The following is a 20661-nucleotide window of genomic DNA, read 5'->3' as shown; positions in this document are numbered from 1 at the left end:
TACGCCTCCTGTTATAATGTCAAGTAGCTTATTATTTCTTTTCCAATGACCTTTTCTATCGGTTCAAAAAGCTCTTTACACCGCATGCCTTCACCCAAAATTAGGTTTTTGGCCGAGGCTGATACGACTATTACCATTTGATCTTTGCGAACCTCGGCACTTGTTGCGGGAACGCCACTTTCTCCATCAAGCGTCATGATGAGATCCGGAAAGGTGCTGATACGTTTGCCGTTGCACTCTAATGTCATGTATTCGTTCCAAAACGTTATTTCATGCCCATCTTCCAATACTATCTTTCCGTGATCAAATCCACCTTCGGAGACGAGTTTCTTATCCCTTACACGGGAAGCTGTGATTACGTTACCTCCTAAAATATCCATCGAAGTAGAAGCTACAGCCTGTGGGCCGCTTGATTTTAGCTTCATCATGGCCTCACCCAACTTTAAAGCCAGCTTTATTGCACCCGGAGCACCATGGTCTTTTATGAAGGATGCCTTCACTGGATTTCTTGCCACAGCTACGAGGCCGCCCGCATAGACCGCGCATTGTCTTACCAAAGAAGAAGCAGAATCTAGTGTACCCTTGAAAACTGCTTCCAAGTGCTTTCCAGTTTTAGGATTCCCTCCAACGGCACTTTGAACTGAAACGTAATCTTTAATTCGGTGCAACCCCATAGAACCCATCAAACCCGTAGGATGGGCCCGCCCGTTGCACGGGGCATCCAGCAGCGGCAGGCCCAATATGGCAGCCGGAACCCACCCGTTGAAGATGGATCCCCCTCCGCACTCGTTGGTGATGAATGCGTTTATCCCAGAAACGCCTACCGCTTGACACAGTTCGACCGTACGCTGGTGATCTTGGTCTGTCACAAAGGCTTCGCTCGACGACGGGGCTCCGACGGCAGAGGAGGTCAACACAACTGATTCTGGGTCAATGGCATTAATGTCCTTCAATAGAACTTTGCCATGTTTCAGGGCTGCCATTGCAAGCTTAATTCCTTCTGCCATAGAACCGCCACCGCCGCCGCCAAGCAAGCAACCGCCAAGGGCTATGGCGTCTACCATATCTTCGGTTATCAAGATATCGCTATTGCTCAAATCAATTACCTCCTTCTTTTAAAACCGTCCAAAGGGCAGCTGCAGCCGCCTTGAGCGGATCTACTACAATTAGACCCGTTTCTTTAGCGATCAAAGGCGCTACGCCTATGGTTGCCATGCCAGTGCAGGCTAAAGCGATCACTTTGACACCTTTCTGCTTTAGCTCTTCGGCCGCATTTAGCGTGTTCGACCTGCCCGTGGGGGTCATCAAATCAAGCGTCGAAGTTACACCGCTGGGTTTTGTCCAAGCTATCATCCGATCACGCAATACCGCCTTCATGCCCACGGGTACTTCATCGGTAATTCCCAAAACCCCAATGGGGAGATCAAAGGAAAGGGCGATGCAGGCTGTTGTCCTCCCTGCACCCACTACGGGTATCGAAAGCACATCTTTAAGTTCGTTTACTGCAGGATCTCCTGCACAGCTTATTAATATTCCATCGAACCCTTCGCTTTCAAATTCCTTTGCCAAATTTACGACCTTTGGAACGGCCATCTGCTCTGTTGCGTCGTCGTGTATGCCTTCAGGCTGATCCGGAATACAGCGCGATACTACCTCAAGTTCCGGAAACCATGACATCACCTTTTTCCCGTGAAGTTCGAGCAAATCCTTATCCTCTGTTGTAAGCACGCGGATGAGACCTATTCTTTGTGTTTTCAAAATTCTTGCCCCCTTAAACTACTTTGGCTTACCCAATTTAAGGGTAGAGGTAAAGAAGCTGACTAACGCTGAGCCTGCTATGAAACCTGCTCCTAATACGTATAAATAGTCTTGCCCTTTGTCTCCCATCTTTCTTAAAACGATCAGGCGAATTCCAATGCCTATTAAAACTGTAAAACCTGCAATTGGATTTAAAATTAATAGACCAGTCGCAAAAAGTACTCCGAGCTGTCTTGCCGGACCTCCTATAGCCTGAATAATGGCTCCCGGTATCATCCAGGTAAATAAATTTCTTGCTATTGTAGGATCCACTCCGGCTAAAATTGTCGATGCGTAAACTCTATCAACAGGGGGAAACAAATCTTGTGCAAAATAAAATTCATAGGCAAAAAACACTAATATGGCGGCCATTACTGCTCCAACTAATTCTGCAATGTACTGTTGTTTTCTTCCCTCTAGTTCGAATTTTGGGTCCACGCCCCTTCCACGCAATATCCAACCCGCCTTTAAATCGTATGACATATCGGCAAAGGCAGGGCCAACAGAAGCTGCATAGCCAACCAATAATGCTAAGGCTGGAGCAGGAAACCCTATAAGCATACCCAAGGCCAACACTATCAAGGCAATAGCAAAGGCCGGAAACCAACCAGCGTGCATGGCCGATAAGCCAACGAGAAATTGTGAACATAGAGAGGCAATGGCTGCAAAAATTATCCATAAGATTGTCATTCCCAAAGACATTTCGTTAAATAATCTTCCTATGACCACTATTAATATTGCAATGACTAGATATAGGCTAATACCGCGGGTAAGAGTATACTTGATCATTTTCTCAGGCATCATTGGCTCTGGGCCCTTTGTATCAGAGTGACCTTTCCCCCTAATGATGGATATGATCTGAATTAAAGCAACCACCCCTGCTCCTATCATTATGCCATGCGGTATATATAACTTATTAACATCCACACCCAATATCGCAGGCGAATAACCTCTAACGAGTAAGCCTATACCAAACATCGTAAGTGCCCAAATATTGCCTATCCAAGAAACACCCAAAACGTCAGCAGGAATACCGAAAAAACCATTCAATACAGCACCGGCAATACCGCCATAAAGCAACAACAGGGCTCTTTTTCCCTTTTTAGCTGCAGCCAAAATAGCTTCTGCTGCTGCAATCCCTGGCGGCCATGCGTTACTAGCAGGAAATACTCTGGTATCGAATATCCAATATACTTGAGTTATACTCGCGATTACCCCTACAAATGCACCTATGTACATCGGTAAAACAAGATCAAATCTTCCAAGAAGCCAAGGAACGCCAATGGGCAAAAGGATTGCATTGCCAGCTACAAATGTCGATGCAGAAATCGAGGTTTGTACTAAATTTTGACTATGAATATCAGCAAATCCCTTCAGGGCTCGTAATGGAATACGTGCCACCACAATTGCTATCAATGCCCCTATGATTGACGTATTAGTAGTGATTCCTAAACGGGTTATAAGCTCTAAACCAACGATCACGCCTAAAACCGAAACCAATACAGTAACTACTAAAATATGCACTTCCAGTGCTTTTGGATGTTTTTTATTTTCCTCCATCACCTTACCCCCCTCTTTTTATTAAACATTAAGCATTATTTCACTGGCTTGTTTGGTGGAAACGGATATGCAACTTTACTTTGCTTTAGATTGCATTGAAGAAAATACTCACATACAAACAAAGAAGAATACAGGGGCACTATTATTGGAATCCCTATTTCGTCCTGAAGCTTTCCAAATTCAATGTTTAATATTGACCCACATCCTAATACTATTACATCACAGCCACAATTCAGAAGCTCTTTCGCTCCTTCTCTTAAACTCGTTTCTACGTTGCTGTAATTTGTAAGATCCGTAACAGAAATATTTAGCGGGATTATTTTTCGAACATCATTTTTCAAATCTCTGTAATGTCTGGGTATCGCGGATGGTATTGTGGAAATAACACCTATATTCTGTCCCAAAAGCCTTGCCATAGATACGGCAGATTCTCTCAGGCCAACAACGGGTATGCTTAACTTTTCTTTGCATGCCTCCAAACCTGGCTCACCAAAGCAGTAAATTATTATTCCGTCGGACTGATCTTTCTCCAATTGTTCTGCTTTTTTTATGACTTCAGGCGATGCCAAAACTTCGTCATATTCTGACTCAATTGATATTGGCCCTTTGTCTAAGGATGTAACTCTTATATTAATTTCTTCTTTTTTGCTTATTTTTTCGGCAGCACTCTTTACGCTTTCATTCCAAACGCCAGTAGATACGGGTATTAATATATCCAGGAAAGCCATCTCCTACCCTCCCTTCTTAATATTGGTATATACTAAAAATTCTCTAATTGCATTGAAATCCTAATATTTCATCTAAAGCTACATGTTTGGTATAAAGGAGTAAGCTAATTTGCCAACTCCACCATGGCAGCCCCGATTATTTGGATGACCTTTAAGTATTCGTCTAGGTCTATGAACTCATCTGCTTTGTGTGCTACATCTGGACTTCCTGGAAACTTCGGGCCAAAGGCAACCATGTTTGGGAGGGCTTTTGCGTAAGTACCCCCGCCCATCGATAGCAATTTTGCTTCTTGTCCGGTCTTTTCTTCATACACCTTCTGAAGCTTTCTAATTAATATGCTGTCTTCTGGCATGTTAAGTGGAGCCTTTTCGCGGAGGATCGATAAGGAAAATCTGTTCTTTTCTGCAAAAGCTTTAAGGGGAGAAACTATATCTTCGGATTGGAAGCTGACAGGAAAACGTATATCCAGCACTAATGATAAATACCCATCTTGAAATGTTAGTAGCCCCAGGTTGCATGTCAATTTACCGGACAATTCATCTTGGACAAAAATTCCAAGATTCATTCCATTTACATCTCCATAAAAACATTTTCCCAGCTGACCTACAATCTTGCCCCAATCCTCGTCAATAGAAGATCCTAAAACATACATGAGATCTGCTATGGCATTTACACCTAATTCAGGAGTGCTTCCGTGAGCAGCAACCCCAAATACTTTTAATGTAACCTCATTATCTTCCTCAAGAAGGGAGATTTTTATGTCATTACTTTGTGCGGTTTCCTTGATGGTGTTTAATGTTGTTTGTTTCTTATCTGAATCCAAAAACCTGATAGTGGCTTTTGCTTCAGAAGGCACGACATTGGGAACAGTCCCGCCATTTATATCTAAAAGTATAGACTCTGAAGCCTTAGGCTGGATAAATGGCACATCAATACGTATATGCAGCTGTCCTTTTTCATATGCAATTATCGGGAATTCTCCGTCGGGTGTAAAACCCATCAGCGGTATTTCTCCGCCGTGCTCCAGATAATACTTCATGTCCTTCATGCCGCTTTCTTCGTTCATTCCAAATAAGATACGAATCCTGCGCTTTACAGGTATAGAAAGTTCCTTTATGGCATGCAAAGCCCATAACGCACCTATCGTCGGCCCTTTGTCATCCATCGTGCCTCGTCCAAACATTTTATTTCCATGAATTTCTCCAGCAAAAGGAGGATATGTCCATCCATCTCCGGGAGGGACGACGTCTAGATGTCCAAGGACAGCAACCATATCTTTTCCTTCTCCGTATTCTGCCCAACCAACGTAGCCATCCAGATTTTGTGTGGCAAACCCTAACGAAGAAGCCGTCTTTAATGCTTGATCTAATGCCCTTTCGACCTCGATTCCAAAAGGAGCATTAGGGGCAGGGTCACTTTGAAGGCTTGGAATTCTTACGGACTCCTGCAAATTTAATATTATGGAAGGAAACAAGTTTGTAATTTTAGCATCAAGGGAAGTCATAGAACTCTCCTTTCGTTTAATAGCCTGGGATATTCATTTTCTTACAAATCTCGACGGCCTTCGGATCTTTGTAAATTCCGTTTTCTTCAAAGACACTGCCATCAAGCAAAATGGTAGGATTTAGGGTAACGCCATCCGTGTGAGATGCTGCAGACCAACATTTGCCCATAATTTGTTTGCCTTGACTGCCAAAACCAAATTCTATACATCCAAAAATCCTCTCGTCTTCGACGATCCTGCCGGTCGGAGCATTTACGCCCGGATTAAAACCAAGAGAGTAGTGGGCGAGCCTGAACATATTCGGATCATTAAAAGATTTAAGCCACGTCTCAAAGATCTTTGCCTCTCTTCCACCGGATATTGACTGTATCACACCTTTTTCTATCTCTAATGCTATCGGTTCCTTTATGATTCCAAGTTGTGCCGGAGGAAACACTGCTGCGTCAAATACCACTGTGCCGTTTATTGTCTCTTCTATGGGACACCAACTTACCTGGCCAGCTAGCATGATAGGATATCCCTTTTTCGTAGCTTTTTCTCCCGAGAGGCGTATCTTGCGTCCTTGGTTATATGCCACCAGATTGGTTCCGCTAGAATTTTTGACTTCAACCTTATTTGCTTTCCCAAGTATCTCCTGGAAGTGACGCCCCAGCTCGACCACCATATCGTAATCTATTCTTTCGATACAATTTACCAGCATCATTACATCCATACCCGTAAGATTGATATATCTGCAACCTTTTTCCATAGCATCTCTCCAGGTTTGTGAATGCATAACGGTGGCGTATGCAATTTCTATCCAAACATCTGCATTTGCTGTCGCGGCTGCCATATGGGCTGGCATTTCGCTCGCAAAGGTCTTAGCAGGGGTAGGGTAGTATAATACAATGGGTTTAGCGCCGATGGCATAAGCAGCATCACCAATCGCTTCGGCAACTCTTCTATCGCCTGAGCTATCACAAGTAACAACGACAGTTTCTCCTTTCTTTGCAAGCATGACGTCCCGCACCAATTTCAGGGCTCCGTTCATGGTTTCCATAGAACAATATTTTTCCGTTGGTTCTATCCCGCTTTTAAATTCCATGATCAAATCGCCTTCCTTTTTTTATATTTTTTAATATATTACCTTGATTATATTCAAGCACATGATTATTTACATCATCTAACGAAATAAATACCAGAATGACTGTTTGTAATTTTCGAACAATTTGGGATTATCATGGCATATTATTTGTCAAATATTACAAATTTTGTGCTAATATATTGTAAGATACAATAAAATCTTATTGCGGAAAACATCCATTGGGGGGATATTGATGCCTTTAACCGTAGAAGAAATGTTACAAATCGGCGATTTAAAGGATGTGGAAGTCTTGGCAGGCGAGCGCGGCCTTTCCAGTAGAGCGGTTAAGACCGTAGTGGTAATAGATGTACCAAACGCAGGTCAATGGATTAGAGGCGGAGAATTTTTGCTCACTTCTGGATACCTTTTTGCAGATGACGAGTTCTCCTTTATTGATCTGGTCGATAGTCTTGCCCAAAAAAATGCAGCCGCTTTAGGTGTTAAGATCGGTCGTTTCTTAAGCAAGATACCGGATGAAGCAATATCAAAGGCCAATAAATACAATTTTCCTATCTTAAAGATACCTACGTATATGAATCATGTAGATATTATAAATCCGGTACTTTCAGCTATCATCAACACTCAATATAAATTGCTAGAAACAACGGAAACCCTAAGGAACAAGTTTCTCGATTCGATTTTATTAAGCAAGGGAGTCGAAGATATACTTTACATATTGGAAGAATTTTTAAACATGGGCATAGCATTTGTCGACAATATTCTTGGGATACGTTATTATTCCAGAAATAGCGGCCTAAAAGGTGCAATTGAAAACTCATACATAACTGAGATAGTAAATAAATATCCAAACACTCAAATTACCATCGAGGATAGGGTTATAGGATATTTGATTTACGAAAAAGAGCCGAGTTATTTAACTAGTTTTGCTGATATTGCAATTCGTGAAGCTCAAAGGGCATTGCTCTTGAATTATCAAAAAATGGAATTTGCTCATGAAGTCGAAAGGCGCCATAGGGATGTATTTTTAAAAGATCTCCTGTACTCTAAGTTTAAGAAACCAGCCGAGGTGTTTCTGCAGGCCAAAATATATGGGTGGGATCCCACATGGAAACTAATCGTAGTTGTAATTTACATCGATAACATACACAAAAAAAATTTCGATGATAATTTAACAAACAACTCCAGGAATGAAAATGAATTTTCGTTGTCCCAAAAATTCGCTGCCTATTTCCCGGGCACAATATTGACCCGGATTGACCCACATTACGTAGCCCTAATCCCCGTAAGAGAAGAAGAAAATTACACCTTTTTACGCAATAAAATAAAAGAACTACATCAAATAATATCGCAATCTAAAAAAATTGACCTTGTCATAGCCCTAAGTTCTGTAAAAAAGGATTTATTGGAAGCTCCCCGTGCTTTTTCCGAATGCCTGGAAACTTTTGACATCTTAAGACGAACTGAACAAAAACCAGGTGTATATTCATGGTGTGACCTTGGCGTAGAGAAGGTTTTATGTGCTCTCAAAGGAACCGAAATGAGCCAAAACTTCTGGAGACATATTTTGGGCAAGTTGATCGATAGACAGGATGAAAGTTCATCGTTTTTGCTGCAAACGCTTGAAGCACTTATTATAAACGACTGGCAAATGAGACCAACGGCCGAGTTTCTCCACATTCATTACAACACACTAAAATATAGAATTAAAAAACTGGAAGAAATTTTGGAAATCAATGGTCTGCAAGAGGGAAAACAACGCTTTGAGGTTACCTTGGCCTTTATGCTGTATAGGTTAGAGCACAGTAAATCATTGCACAGTTGGCCACGAAGTCGCAGAGTTTAGGATGCCCTCCCAAAATGAGTTATGATGTATGCCCTCGAGTCTAGATGTGCCTTAAGATGTAACAAATATTAAGAATAAAGATGGCACCTGCAAAGATGCCCCTTGGAAATTTCTATTTCATCGGGTTCTTCTTTTGAACATATATCCATCGCTTGCACGCATCTGGTGTGAAAGAGACAACCCTTAGGGGGATCCAGGGGACTTGGTATCTCTCCCCGCGGTATTTTTCGGATCCTCTTTCCCCTGCCTACGCTGGGTATTGCCTCAAGAAGGCTCATTGTGTAGGGGTGTTTCTGGTTCGAAAATATTTCGTCCTTGCTTCCCAATTCCATGATTTTGCCCAAATACATGACCGTGACGTGAGTGGCAATGTAATCTACCACTGCGAGGTTGTGGGTTATGAAAAGATATGTCAATTCTAGGCTTTCTTTCAGTTCCTTTAACAAAGCCAGGGTCCTCGCCTGAACGGATACGTCGAGTGCGGATGTGGGCTCGTCTAAGACTAAGAACTTGGGACGCAACACAAGAGCTCTTGCCATCGCTATCCTTTGCCGTTGACCACCGGAAAATTCATGGGGGTATCTGAACATATGCTCCTCCCGCAAACCGACGCGCTCCAGAATTTCTTTAATTCTGACGTATATCTCGTCTGACGGAAGCTTGTAATGTATTTTCAACCCTTCTCCGACGATATCTTTGATCAGCTTTCTGGGGTGTAGAGAGTTGTATGGGTCTTGTTGAACTATTTGCATTTCTCGCCTATATTTGATCAGATCTTTAGAACCAAGATCGGTGATATCTTCACCCTCAAAACAGATCTTTCCTGATGTAGGCTCGATAAGTTTTAGAATTAGCCTGCCCAGCGTACTCTTGCCAGAACCTGACTCTCCGACGACGGAAAAGATGGAACCCCTTGGAATATTCAAAGAAATATCGTTTATCGCTTTTACCTTGCGAGGCTTGGAGAATATAGATTTTTTAATATCAAAGTATTTTCGTAGATTTTCAATTGTAACGATTGCTTCCATGTCTAGCCCTCCTTCACGCCGTCAGAATAAAGATGACATGCTACAAAATGCCCTGGCAATATTTCACTTAAAGCAGGAGGTTCCATGCGACATCTGTCAAAACAAAAATCACACCTGGGATGAAACCTGCATCCGGAGGGAGGGGATACCAAATCAGGCACAGAACCAGGGATGCCGGTCAACTCCCTAGAAGCTCCTATTATTGGAATAGAACTTATCAGGCCCTTTGTATAAGGATGCAAAGGTTCATCGAATATTTCCTCCGAGTTAGATATCTCGATGACATTCCCGGCGTACATCACGGTTATCCTGTCGCAAAATTCTGAGGCAACCCCAAGATCGTGGGTTATCAGGATAACTGCGTTTTTCCCAATCTTCACCAATTCGTCCAGTAATTGAAGTATCTGTGCCTGAATGGTTACGTCTAGCGCAGAAGTTGGTTCATCTGCTATCAGTAGTTTTGGTTTTATCGCCAGTGCCATGGCAATCATTGCCCTTTGGGCCATGCCACCGCTCAATTCGTGGGGGTATAAATCTATCGATCTTTTCCAATCTAGACCCACCATTTCCAAACTCTCAGGCACAAGTTTGTAGGCATCGCCTATACTGATATCCTTTCTATGGGCAATTGCCTCTGCAATCTGAAATCCTATTTTGAAAACGGGGTTTAGGGCAGAAATGGGTTCCTGAAATATCATGGACATTCTTTTACCTCGAATATGTCTGTCCATTTCCTCTTCGGAAAGCTTTAGGATGTCATTGCCCTCGAACAAAATTTGCCCATCTATTATTTCACCTGGAGCCTCTATTAGTCTCATGACAGAAAGAGCGGAAACCGATTTTCCGCACCCTGTTTCTCCGACTATTCCCAGGCGCTCTTCTTCGTTAAGCCATAATCTAATGCCGTTAAGAGCCTTAATAGTCCCTCTGTATGTGTGGAAGATAACTCGTAGGTTTTCTACGTCAAGCAACCTCGACATGGCGAAAACTACCTCCTAATCCTCGGGTCCATCATGTCACGTATACCATCGCCGAGAAGATTAAATCCCAAGACTACCAATGCTATGAATAAACCGGGAAATGTCGATATCCACCACTGTTCCACGAGATAACTTCGGCCATCGCTTACGATAGCACCCCATTCAGGTGTAGGAGGCTGGGCACCAAGGCCGAGGAAGCCCAAACCTGCTGCCGTCAATATTATGGACCCCATCCTCAAGGACAACTGAACCAACACTGGCGACATACACATGGGCAATATATGAAGGAGCAATATCCTAATGTTGCTGGCGCCCAGAGCTCTTATCGCTTCAATGTAAGGCAACGATTTTATCTTCATTGATTCGGCACGCGCTAACCTTGCTATAATGGTCCACCCTACAAAGGATATTGCGATGATGGCATTAAATACTCCACGACCCAGCATGGCCGATAAAGCCATGGCCAAGATCAAGTTGGGGAAGGACAAAAATACATCGGTAATTCTCATTAAAACATCGTCGATTACACCGCCAAAATATCCTGCCGTTATACCTACTGCAAGCCCTATCGTTCCGCTAATCACTGTAACAAGCAAAATAATACCAACTTCAATACGCGCCCCGTATACAACTCTGCTAAAGATATCCCTGCCAAATTGATCCGTCCCAAATATATGCTCACTGCTTGGTGGGAGCAGGGTTCGGGAAAGATCGACTTCTATAGGATCGTAGGGAGCTATTAAGGGAGCAAACATGGCAATCAATATGAAAAAGGCAACCAGAACGGTCCCCACCATCGCCAGTTTGTTTTGCCTCCATAGATAAAGGGTATGTTTCCAATCTTCGACCAAAAGTTGTCGGCGTGATATCACGTTCGAGCCTTCGTTATGCAAACTGCAACCCCCCTATACTCTCATCCTTGGATCTAAAGCTGCGTAGATTATATCAACAACCAAGTTGACTAGGGAATAAACAACAGCGACAAATAGGGTGCCACCCATGATTGCCGGATAATCCAAGAGAAGCAAAGAATTGACTATGTATCGACCGAGTCCGGGCCAACCGAAAATTGTTTCAGTTAAAACAGCTCCCTCGAGCAAGCTGCCGAAGGTCAATCCTATTACCGTAACAACAGGTATCAAGGCATTGCGCAAGGCATGTCTGTATATGACAAGCCTTCTTCCTATTCCTTTGGCCTTAGCTGTTCTTATGAAATCTTGCCTTAATACGTCTAACATGCTCGATCGCATGATTCTAGCAATTGAAGCTGTCGCGGAGTAACCGAGGACGACAGCAGGTAATATTATATGCGATAAAGCATCTTTAAAAGCACCAAAGTCTCCTGCCAGAAGGGAGTCCAACAGCAAAAGACCCGTAACCTTGGGCGGCATGACGGTAAATATTCCAACCCTCCCGCTGCCTGGCAGCCAACCCAAACGATAATAAAAGAGAATTAAAAGCAAAAGGCCCGTCCAGAAAACGGGCATAGATACACCCAATATAGAAAAAACTCTACAAAAATGATCTACCAGCTTGTTACGATGTACCGCAGAAAAAATTCCCAAAGGTACTCCTAAAATTATGGAGATTAGAGCTGCCACTAAAGCAAGCTCTAACGTTGCAGGGAAAAACTCAGCAATATCCTTTATGACCGGCCTGTTGCTTTTAATTGATACTCCCAAATCGCCTCTCACGACACCCGACATGAAATCGAGAAATTGGTCGAAAAGGGGTTTATCCAAACCTAAGCGCCTTCTCATCTCATCAACCAATTCTATAGGGGCGTTGCCTCCCAAAATTGCGCCTACGGGATCTGCAGGTATCGCTCTAGCTACCACGAAGACCACAACGGATACGCCAAATAGGACGATAAGCATCAAAAATAACCTTTTTATGATGAAGGTTTCAAGCTTCATTTATACTTAATCCCCCTGCTTTATCTCTTAATAGATTAAATCATATATAAGGGGTTTATTAAACCCCTTATATATGATTTATATTCCAACATCTCGCAAAAAGGTATTTAAGAGAAGTCTCTAGTATGAGTCGGAGCTTACTTCTTCGAAATTTTAGTAAAGTCGAAGGTGATGCTGTAACCTGCAGCTGCCTCTTCAAATCCTATTAAATTATCCCTTATTACCCAGAAATCCAATGGTTGATAGAGCAGAGCAAAGGGGCTTTTCTCGATCCAATATTCCTGAAGTTCCTTGTAAAGTTCCAATCGCCGTTCGTCGTTTAATTCCAATCCTGCTTTCTCCGCAAGATCAGCTGCATGATCGTCGTACCACATGGTCCTCCAGGCAAGTTGCTTTACCCTGTAGTTTGCGAAGGGCTTTGCCAAGGCATCCGGGTCCGGATAATCAATGCCCCATCCTGCCAATATCATTTGATGTCCCTGCTGCCTGTATTTAGCGTACATTTCAGAAGCCGGCATTGTTGTCACCTTGGCTTTTATCCCCACTTCCGCGAGGTTGGATTGGATAAGCACAGCTTCATCCATTCTGATTTGAGTCGGATTCGTCAAAAGTTCGACTTCAAAACCTTCAGAGTACCCTGCTTCTTTCAATAATTGCCTTGCCTTTTCTACATCCTTTTTGTAAGGGTTCATCTCGATATAACCAAAGTAGCCGATGGGAATAAAGTTTTGGTTGAGTACGGCAAACCCCTTGAGCACGGAATCAATTATCGCATCGTAATCAATAGCGTATTTGACGGCTTTGACAACTCTCTCGTCCTTAAAGGGCCCCCACTGGGCGTTCATGGCAACGTATTCATTGGACTGAGACGGGACTGTTACCAACTTAACGCCCTTTTGGGGCGAATCTCTGAGCTGGGCAGCCTGTTCCGTCGTAACCCTCCAGGCCACATCGACATCGCCTTTTTGCACAAGGAGAAACTGAGTCGTCGCTTCAGGCACGTCTTTAATATATATTTGTTTAATAGCAGGTTCACCACCCCAATAGTATTGATTAGCACGAAGCAAGACGTGATCATTTCTCTTCCATTCGACTATCTCATAGGGCCCCGCGCCTGCTCCTGCAGATTTATCCTGGAGGAAAGCCTCTCCAAAGTCACCATTTATTTCGTTTGCCATGACAACTTTTTTGTTTACAATTCCCCCCCAAGAGCCTCCTAAAATAGAAAGGATTATATTCGGGGCGAGGGGTTTGGTCTTTAAAACGACAGTCATATCATCTTCTTTTAGGATCGTTTCATTCATATTTTCCTTTGTTAAACCAATTTCCTCCAACAACCATGCAGGCGACTTTCCAATGCTCAAAAGCCTTTGAAAGGAAAAGATGACGTCGTCGGCCGTGACGGGATCGCCATTAGAAAAGCGAGCGTTTTTTCTAAGATGAAATACATATTTCGTGCCGTCTTCCAGGATGTCCCAGCTTTCTGCCAAGGCCGGTACGGGAGTTAAAACCCCATTAACCGGTTGGATATGGGTTAGCCCCGAATAGCCTGCCTCCGTAATCTGTGCCGCAAAGGTCTCGTAACAAACGGCCGGGTCCAGTGAAATTAATATCTGCGTATCGGCAGCGATAACCAATGAATCTTTAGGAATCGCTGCAAAAGAAGCAGAGGCAAACAAAAAACAACTCAGAAACGCCAAACACCACACCATAACCCTTTTCCTCATTTACTTATACCTCCTCAACTGATAGGGTATCGTAATTTTACCAAGACATTATAATCGGTGTCAAAAACACTAAATTTCCAGAAAAATAGGGACGGCTTCTTTGGTTTCGCGCAGCTTCATTCAAAAGAAAACCGTCCCCGAGATATAAGATGCCTATAGATAAGATATGGAATTATTGTTATAACCTAATTCAATTCCAGATATTTTTTGGCCAGCAGCACGTATGTCGCCACGCCTTGCCACAAGACATCTTCATCCACGTCAAATTTGGGGTGATGGTGAGGATATATTATACCTTTCTCTTCGTTTCTGATGCCAAGTTGAACAAATACGCCGGGAATTTTTTGCGTATAGAAAGCAAAATCCTCGCCACCCATGGTCATTTCGGCTTCCATGACGGGCCCAATTGCCTTCAAAACGTCCAACGCAAAGTCCGTAAGTTGGGGATCGTTTATCAGGGGAGGGTAGGGAGCTCGAAAAAACTCAAATGAAGAATTACATCCCCATCCTTTAGAATAGCACTCAACCAAGGATTGCATTCTCTTTACCAGCATATCCCTCAAATCGGAATCAAAAGTCCTCAGCGTACCCTTCATCTCCACTGAATCGGGAATTATATTGTATCCGTGGCTTGCCTCGATCACCGGTAACGTAATTACTGCCGGAGAAAAGGGATTAACGGCTCGGGAGACTAATTTATGAAAGGCGTTATATATATCCGCAGCTGGTGCTGTGGGATCATTGGTCAGGTGAGGGTGCGCCGCGTGCCCTCCTTTGCCAGAGATCTTAATTTGAAAACCGTCTGACGAAGCCATCATGGGCCCCTTCCTGGTAGCTAAAACTCCCGACGGAACTTCTACCCATACATGAATTCCGAATATGGCATCTACATCGTCAATATGGCCTTCTTCTACGACTTGCTTAGCGCCGGCTCCGCCTTCCTCTCCCGGTTGAAATATAAGTTTTACAGTGCCCACAAATGAATCTTTCATGTCGGATATTATCTTTGCAGCACCCAAAAGCATCGCTGCATGCGCATCATGGCCACAGGCATGCATTTTTCCTTCAAAAGCGGATTTGTAGGGAACGTCGTTTTCCTCTTTTACATCCAACGCGTCGATATCTGCTCTGAGCGCTACGGTCTTTCCTTTTTCGCCACATTTCAAAGTTCCTATTACTCCAGTACCAGCGGTCCTCTTTGTTTCGTAACCCCACTGTTTTAAAAGTTCTTCCACGATATCTCCTGTCCTTTTTTCCTCGAATTTAACCTCGGGATGTTGGTGAAAATCCCTTCGCCTTTCCACGACAAAACCCTGCATTTTCTTGGCAAATTCGATGATTTCATTTGTTAAATCACTGTTAGTCATTTCAAACCCCTTCTAACATAATTTATTCTTTAAAACTCTTATAGCCTTATTGGAGCGCCCGGTCCAAGAGGTAGTCCCAGATAAAACCAAACTAATATCATCGCCGTCCAGGTGACCAAAAAGAGCAGGGAATAGATAAACGTTCTAGATATAATGGTCCCTACTCCCACGTCTTTCTTATACACGCTCGCAAAACCAAGAATTATCGGAAAGTAAGTGAAAAGCGGAGTAAATGAATTTGTGCTGGAATCTCCTATTCTATAGAGTAACTGCGTCCATTCGGGAGTGTAACCGAGATAATACATCATTGGTACTATGACAGGCGCTAAAAAGGCCCACTTCGTTGAACCGCTGGACAAAAACAGGTTCACAAAAGTTGAGATTATTACTATGGACACAAAAAGCCCCACGCCTGTAAAGTTGGCCACTTCTAAAATGTGGGCAAGTTTGATGGCAAGAATTGATGCCATATTTGTATGGGTAAAAGTATAGGTAAAGTTAGCTATCGGCAACATGACAACGATGTATGAGGCCATGGTCTTCATGCTCTCTACCATATAATTGATCATATCGGTAGGCTTTTTGACCGTGCCCACGTTCTTTCCGTATACCCAACCGGCGATAACGAAGAAAACGAACAGGATTGGAATCATTCCCCTCAAGAAAATGGAGGGAACTATCGTGTTTTTAACGGGATCACGCAGAGGACCGCCCGGTATCAGCGTCAGAAGAAACATCAAAAGAAAGAAACCAAAAGCAGCCAATCCGGCTTTTTTCATACTACTAAGCTCCCTCTCTGTAAGGGGTGTTAAGTATTCATGAGGAACTTGAGCATGTTCATATTCGGGATCCCATCTCGCCAGCCTTGGCATAGCAAATTTAATGGTAAATACTGTTCCGACAATGGTAACCACAAAAACGGATGCAATCATAAAAAAGTAATTGGCTGTGGGATAAACGTTATAGGATGGATCAGCTATTCTTGCTGACGTGCTTGTAATGCCTGCCAAGAGCACATCAGTTCCGGCTATAAACAAATTTGCAGTAAATCCCGAAGCAGCAGCAACATAACCTAATATTAAACCAAAAATAGGATCTTTCTTTCTTGCATAAAATAGTGCAGCTGTTAAAGGCGGAATAATAACTGTTCCGGCATCTGAGGCTAAATTGGAACACATGCCTATTATAAAAATGGCCGGGATCATCAATTTATCAGGAACCGTGGTGAGCGTTTTCATTATCGCAGGTATGAATCCAGCCCTTTCAGCAAAACCAGCTGCCATCATCATAACCAAAACCAGACCTAATGGCGGAAACTTGGTGAAATTTCCGACCATATTTGACAGAATCCAATCCAATCCCTTTCGATTTAATAAACTGATAATTTCGACTTTCTCATTGCTGCCTGGTGCAACTGCAGATATGCCAGCCAGAACACCGGAAAGGACAATTACAAGTAGCCAGAAAAACAAAAATATCCAAAATATGTGGGGCAACTTGTTTCCGACTCGTTCAATCCATCCAACGAACCTCGATAAGATGCCATTCTCACTCTTAGCCAAAACGAATTCCTCCCTTCGATATTTAAAACGACATTTAAAATTTGAAAGTCACCTTGGAATTATACATGGCTTTGTGTTTTTTATGAACCATGTTAAGAGCGGCTCTATAATCTTTTGTGTGGAAATTTGACACAAAAAATATAATGGTGGTAAGAACCAACCAAACCCATTAAGAAAGGAGGCTCTTACCACCATGGCCAAAGGCCATAAATATAATATCACCAAACTGCTTGGGTTGGAAGGTCTAAGGGTATTGGAGGTAGTCGAAGAGGAGGAGATCATTGTAATTAAAGTTCAGCCAAAAAAGGAGAAGGAGATCTTCTGTCCTCACTGCGCCTCAAAGCACCTTTACAGGCACGGTAAAGCGAAGCCAAGGAGGGTGCTACATGCTTACGTTTGCGGCAAGAGGATATACCTAAAGATACAGGGACTGCAGAGGTGGAAGTGCAGGAGATGTGGTCGTACCTTCACCCAACAGCTTGAGATCCTAAGGCCAAAAAGCAGGCTCACCAATACGGCCGAGATGTGGGTACTGTGGTTGCTAAAACATACTAGCTTCAAAGAGGTGTCAAAGATGCTTGGCATCTCCTACGGCAGGGTTAAAAAGGTATTGATGGAAGCCTTAGCGATGATAAAGCTACCGGAGTTAGTCGCAGACGACTTAAAAGAACTTCACATCGGGATAGATGAACACAGCTTCAGGCATCAGGAGATGGCTATTATGGTGACCGATGTAAGGGCAAAGAGGGTGCTTGGAATACTAAAGGACGATCGCCTTTCTACCCTGGAGGAATTTTTAAAGAAGATCCCTCCCCATAAGGTCAAGGAAGTGTGCATAGACATGAAGGAAGGCTTCAGAAAGTTAGCCCAAAGGCTATTTCCTAAGGCTGACGTGGTCGTAGATCATTTCCACGTGATAGCTAATGCTAACAAATACATGGATGAGGCAAGGAGGATCGAACAGGACGTAACGAACAAGGGCAAGGTGAAGATACCCAAAAAGATATTCCTCGTTGGCTTTGAGCGTCTAAGCGAGGAGGGGGTAAAAAAGCTAGATGAGCTTTTAAGCAAATACCCAAACCTAAAGGACTTCTACTGGGCAAAGGAAAAATTGAGGAAGCTTTACAGTGCAAAGGACAAAGGAGAGGCTTCTAAGCAGTTGGAGCTAGTCATCATGAACCTGAAGGCCTCTGACGATGCCGAGGCCAGAAGATGGGCAAATACACTTAAGAGGTGGCAACAACCAATCTTAAACTACTTCGATAACAAGACTACCAACGCCTATACCGAAGGATGTAATACGAAGGTGAAGATGCTAAAACGTCTCTCCTTCGGTCTAAGGAACATAGAGGTCTATACAAAAAAGATGATGCTGGGGTTCTTACCACAAAAATGTTTCCACACTATTTGAAATAGAGCCGTTAAGAGCTTGACACACATGAAACTCTAGTTTATAATCTCGAAATTATTAAATTCTGGTTTGGAGGGATCGTCATGTCTAAATTTGTAAATTGCGTAGTGTGCGAAGGAAAGGTGGAAGTATCCGATGAACTTTTAGAAGGGGAAATTATCACCTGTCCCGACTGCGGGTCTGAACTGGAAGTGATTTCTTTGGATCCCTTCACGGTGGCGGAAGCACCCGAAGTGCAGGAGGATTGGGGAGAATAATGGCCAAGGTCTTCATGTTCTATTCCCGTCTCAGGGCTGAGGAGAAAATGATAATTGAGGCAGCAAAGGCAAGAGAAATCCCTTTAGAATCGATTGTCGTCTCCGACTTAGTCTGGCCCAACGATATTTGTCAAAGGAAAGATGTGGCCCTGTGCCGCTGTATTGGGCACAGGCAAAATCTTGCGCTGGCGTTAACGTTAGAGGCAAAGGGCGTAACCACCATAAACCCTTCCAATGTCATGAATATATGTTCAGACAAAATCGCCACTTCTTCGAAGCTCTCCATAGCCGGCATTCCCCAACCCGATTATGCTGTGGCCTTTTCGTTGGAGGGCACACTAAAATGCGTTGAAAAAATGGGATATCCCGTCGTCTTGAAACCCCCCGTCGGCAGTTGGGGAAGGCTTTTGGCAAAGGTCAACGACAAGGACGCGCTGGAAGCAGTAGTCGAACATAAGCTGCACTTGGGTTCGCAGCACAGCGCAATTTACATTCAAAAATATGTCGACAAAAATGGATTCGACATAAGGGCCACCATAATAGGAGATTCTCCCGTATCGGCCATAAGAAGGTGCAGCAATCATTGGATTACGAACACTGCAAGGGGCGGCGAGGCACAAAACTACCCTCTGACTGATGAACTCAAGAAATTGCTTGTTGATGTTCAAAGGGCTATTGGTGGAAAATTACTTGCCGTCGATGTGTTTGAGACCCATAACGGCTATCTCGTGAACGAAGTAAACGGCCAACCGGAGTTTAGAAGCTCTCAGGAAAGGATAACAGGCGTTGATGTTGCCGGAAAGATAGTCGAGATGGCTTGGACATTAGCTCAAAAGAGTGATGAAAATGACTTTTAAAGCAGCGGTATGGGGAGCAAGCGGAATGGCAGGCGGGGAGGTTCTGCGAATATTGGCCCGACATCCCGATATAAAAGTGGAATGTGCCGTCTCAAAGAACAAAAAAGGACAATTCATATGGCAGACACACCCTCATTTAAGGGATGAATATGGCGATTTAACATTTTGCGACCACGATGAGGCATTTTTAAAAGAAGCAGATATCGTATTTTTAGCAGTCCCTCACGGCACAGCCGTGTCCGTCATCGAAAAATACTTGGAAAAAGGCACGAAGGTAGTAGATCTGTCTGCTGACGTTAGGCTTTATTCTGCTAAAGATTATGAAAAATGGTACGGGTCGCCTCATCCAAACCCGGATTTATTGATCAGTGCGGTTTACGGTTTGCCCGAGCTCCATGGGAAGGAAATCAAAGAGTCAAATTTAGTGAGCGGAGTAGGTTGTAACGCAGCCTGCTGTATATTGGGGCTTTTTCCCCTCGCCAGAGAGGGCTTGATAGAGGAAATCCGAATCGAAGTGAGGGTTGGATCATCCGAAGCTGGTGCAACACCGACACTGGGAAGCCATCATCCCTACAGAAGCAGGACGTTAAGAGTGTACGAACCTTTTAGGCATCGCCATTTGGCTGAAATCCTGCAGGAACTTTCCCTTGAGGAAGATGCAGTAACGATGACGATGACAGCCGTGGAGATCGTCCGCGGTGCACAAATGTTGGCTCATATTCGACTGTCGGAAAAAGTGAGAGAGGGAGAAATATGGAGGCTCTACAAGAATGCTTATAGAGACAAGCCCTTTTTGCAGCTTTGTCCGGCCAAACCTGCTCATCTCAGGCTTCCCGAACCAAAGATGGTGACGGGTAGCAATCAGGCAATGACTGGTTTTACCCTCCACGAGGACGGGCGCAGGATGTTGGTAGTTACGGCCATAGATAACCTGATGAAAGGGGCAGCAGGAACGGCTGTCCAGGCATCCAACCTGATGCTGGGGTTAAACGAAACCGAAGGACTTACCATGATGCCCGTTTACCCCGTGTAAGCAACA

Annotated in this window: 18 protein-coding genes; 5 read left to right on the top strand and 13 right to left on the bottom strand. The window is 43.7% G+C overall.

Annotation, left to right across the window (positions count from 1 at the left end; genetic code table 11):
- Nucleotides 1-11 precede the first annotated feature (11 nt).
- The 6 genes from HMPREF1705_RS09680 to HMPREF1705_RS09655 all read right to left on the bottom strand — a co-directional run bounded on the left by HMPREF1705_RS09680 (nt 12) and on the right by HMPREF1705_RS09655 (nt 6674).
- Nucleotides 12-1097: an S-methyl thiohydantoin desulfurase domain-containing protein gene (locus HMPREF1705_RS09680; protein WP_242603581.1), complete on the bottom strand. Its 1086-nt coding sequence runs from the start codon at nt 1095-1097 to the stop codon at nt 12-14.
- A 1-nt stretch (nt 1098) separates the two neighbouring features.
- A complete protein-coding gene (locus HMPREF1705_RS09675) occupies nt 1099-1758 on the bottom strand; it encodes an aspartate/glutamate racemase family protein (RefSeq protein WP_040347963.1) in 660 nt (219 codons plus the stop codon).
- A gap of 18 nt (nt 1759-1776) precedes the next feature.
- Nucleotides 1777-3357 carry an OPT/YSL family transporter gene (locus tag HMPREF1705_RS09670; RefSeq protein ID WP_009200980.1) on the bottom strand — a complete coding sequence of 527 codons (1581 nt, stop codon included), beginning with the start codon at nt 3355-3357 and terminating at the stop codon, nt 1777-1779.
- Nucleotides 3358-3392: 35 nt separating this feature from the next.
- Entirely contained in the window at nt 3393-4085 is a 693-nt protein-coding gene (locus tag HMPREF1705_RS09665; RefSeq protein WP_009200981.1) for an aspartate/glutamate racemase family protein, read from the bottom strand.
- Between the two features lie 104 nt (nt 4086-4189).
- Nucleotides 4190-5590, bottom strand: a complete 1401-nt coding sequence (gene pepV / locus HMPREF1705_RS09660) for a dipeptidase PepV (RefSeq protein WP_009200982.1) — start codon at nt 5588-5590, stop codon at nt 4190-4192.
- 16 nt (nt 5591-5606) lie between these two features.
- Complete coding sequence (locus tag HMPREF1705_RS09655) at nt 5607-6674, bottom strand: M29 family metallopeptidase (RefSeq protein WP_009200983.1); 1068 nt, start codon at nt 6672-6674, stop codon at nt 5607-5609.
- Nucleotides 6675-6906: 232 nt separating this feature from the next.
- Here HMPREF1705_RS09655 and HMPREF1705_RS09650 point away from each other — a divergent pair, with 232 nt between their 5' ends.
- Nucleotides 6907-8517: a PucR family transcriptional regulator gene (locus HMPREF1705_RS09650; RefSeq protein WP_009200984.1), complete on the top strand. Its 1611-nt coding sequence runs from the start codon at nt 6907-6909 to the stop codon at nt 8515-8517.
- A 68-nt stretch (nt 8518-8585) separates the two neighbouring features.
- Here HMPREF1705_RS09650 and HMPREF1705_RS09645 read toward each other — a convergent pair whose 3' ends face one another.
- The 7 genes from HMPREF1705_RS09645 to HMPREF1705_RS09615 form a co-directional block, all read right to left on the bottom strand.
- Nucleotides 8586-9545, bottom strand: coding sequence for an ABC transporter ATP-binding protein (locus tag HMPREF1705_RS09645; RefSeq protein WP_009200985.1), 960 nt, complete (start codon nt 9543-9545; stop codon nt 8586-8588).
- A gap of 2 nt (nt 9546-9547) precedes the next feature.
- On the bottom strand, nt 9548-10525 hold the full coding sequence (locus tag HMPREF1705_RS09640) for an ABC transporter ATP-binding protein (protein ID WP_057940982.1): 978 nt from the start codon (nt 10523-10525) through the stop codon (nt 9548-9550).
- 8 nt (nt 10526-10533) lie between these two features.
- The gene (locus tag HMPREF1705_RS09635; protein WP_111089610.1) at nt 10534-11418 is read right to left on the bottom strand and encodes an ABC transporter permease; all 885 of its coding nucleotides are present in this window, start codon (nt 11416-11418) and stop codon (nt 10534-10536) included.
- Nucleotides 11419-11430: 12 nt separating this feature from the next.
- A complete protein-coding gene (locus tag HMPREF1705_RS09630) occupies nt 11431-12441 on the bottom strand; it encodes an ABC transporter permease (protein ID WP_009200988.1) in 1011 nt (336 codons plus the stop codon).
- A gap of 137 nt (nt 12442-12578) precedes the next feature.
- Nucleotides 12579-14168 carry an ABC transporter substrate-binding protein gene (locus tag HMPREF1705_RS09625; RefSeq protein WP_057940981.1) on the bottom strand — a complete coding sequence of 530 codons (1590 nt, stop codon included), beginning with the start codon at nt 14166-14168 and terminating at the stop codon, nt 12579-12581.
- 185 nt (nt 14169-14353) lie between these two features.
- The gene (locus HMPREF1705_RS09620; protein WP_057940980.1) at nt 14354-15535 is read right to left on the bottom strand and encodes a M20 metallopeptidase family protein; all 1182 of its coding nucleotides are present in this window, start codon (nt 15533-15535) and stop codon (nt 14354-14356) included.
- A gap of 38 nt (nt 15536-15573) precedes the next feature.
- Complete coding sequence (locus tag HMPREF1705_RS09615) at nt 15574-17097, bottom strand: AbgT family transporter (RefSeq protein WP_057940979.1); 1524 nt, start codon at nt 17095-17097, stop codon at nt 15574-15576.
- Nucleotides 17098-17290: 193 nt separating this feature from the next.
- Between HMPREF1705_RS09615 and HMPREF1705_RS09610 the strand changes: the two genes are divergently transcribed.
- The 4 genes from HMPREF1705_RS09610 (at nt 17291) to argC (ending at nt 20655) form a co-directional block, all read left to right on the top strand.
- Nucleotides 17291-18508: an ISL3 family transposase gene (locus HMPREF1705_RS09610; RefSeq protein ID WP_009201871.1), complete on the top strand. Its 1218-nt coding sequence runs from the start codon at nt 17291-17293 to the stop codon at nt 18506-18508.
- Nucleotides 18509-18591: 83 nt separating this feature from the next.
- A complete protein-coding gene (locus tag HMPREF1705_RS09605; protein WP_057940978.1) occupies nt 18592-18765 on the top strand; it encodes an alpha-aminoadipate/glutamate carrier protein LysW in 174 nt (57 codons plus the stop codon).
- Entirely contained in the window at nt 18765-19622 is an 858-nt protein-coding gene (gene lysX, locus HMPREF1705_RS09600) for a lysine biosynthesis protein LysX (protein WP_009202566.1), read from the top strand. The genes HMPREF1705_RS09605 and lysX overlap by 1 nt, the downstream gene beginning before the upstream one ends.
- On the top strand, nt 19606-20655 hold the full coding sequence (gene argC / locus HMPREF1705_RS09595; RefSeq protein ID WP_057940977.1) for an N-acetyl-gamma-glutamyl-phosphate reductase: 1050 nt from the start codon (nt 19606-19608) through the stop codon (nt 20653-20655). Before lysX ends, argC begins: the two co-directional genes overlap by 17 nt.
- The last annotated feature ends 6 nt before the right edge of the window (nt 20656-20661 follow it).

Source organism: Acetomicrobium hydrogeniformans ATCC BAA-1850, from assembly GCF_000160455.2.
In the GTDB taxonomy this organism is placed as follows: Bacteria; Synergistota; Synergistia; order Synergistales; family Acetomicrobiaceae; genus Acetomicrobium; species Acetomicrobium thermoterrenum.
The sequence above is the reverse complement of the archived record's forward strand: the minus strand, read 5'-3'. Positions and strand labels throughout refer to the sequence as shown.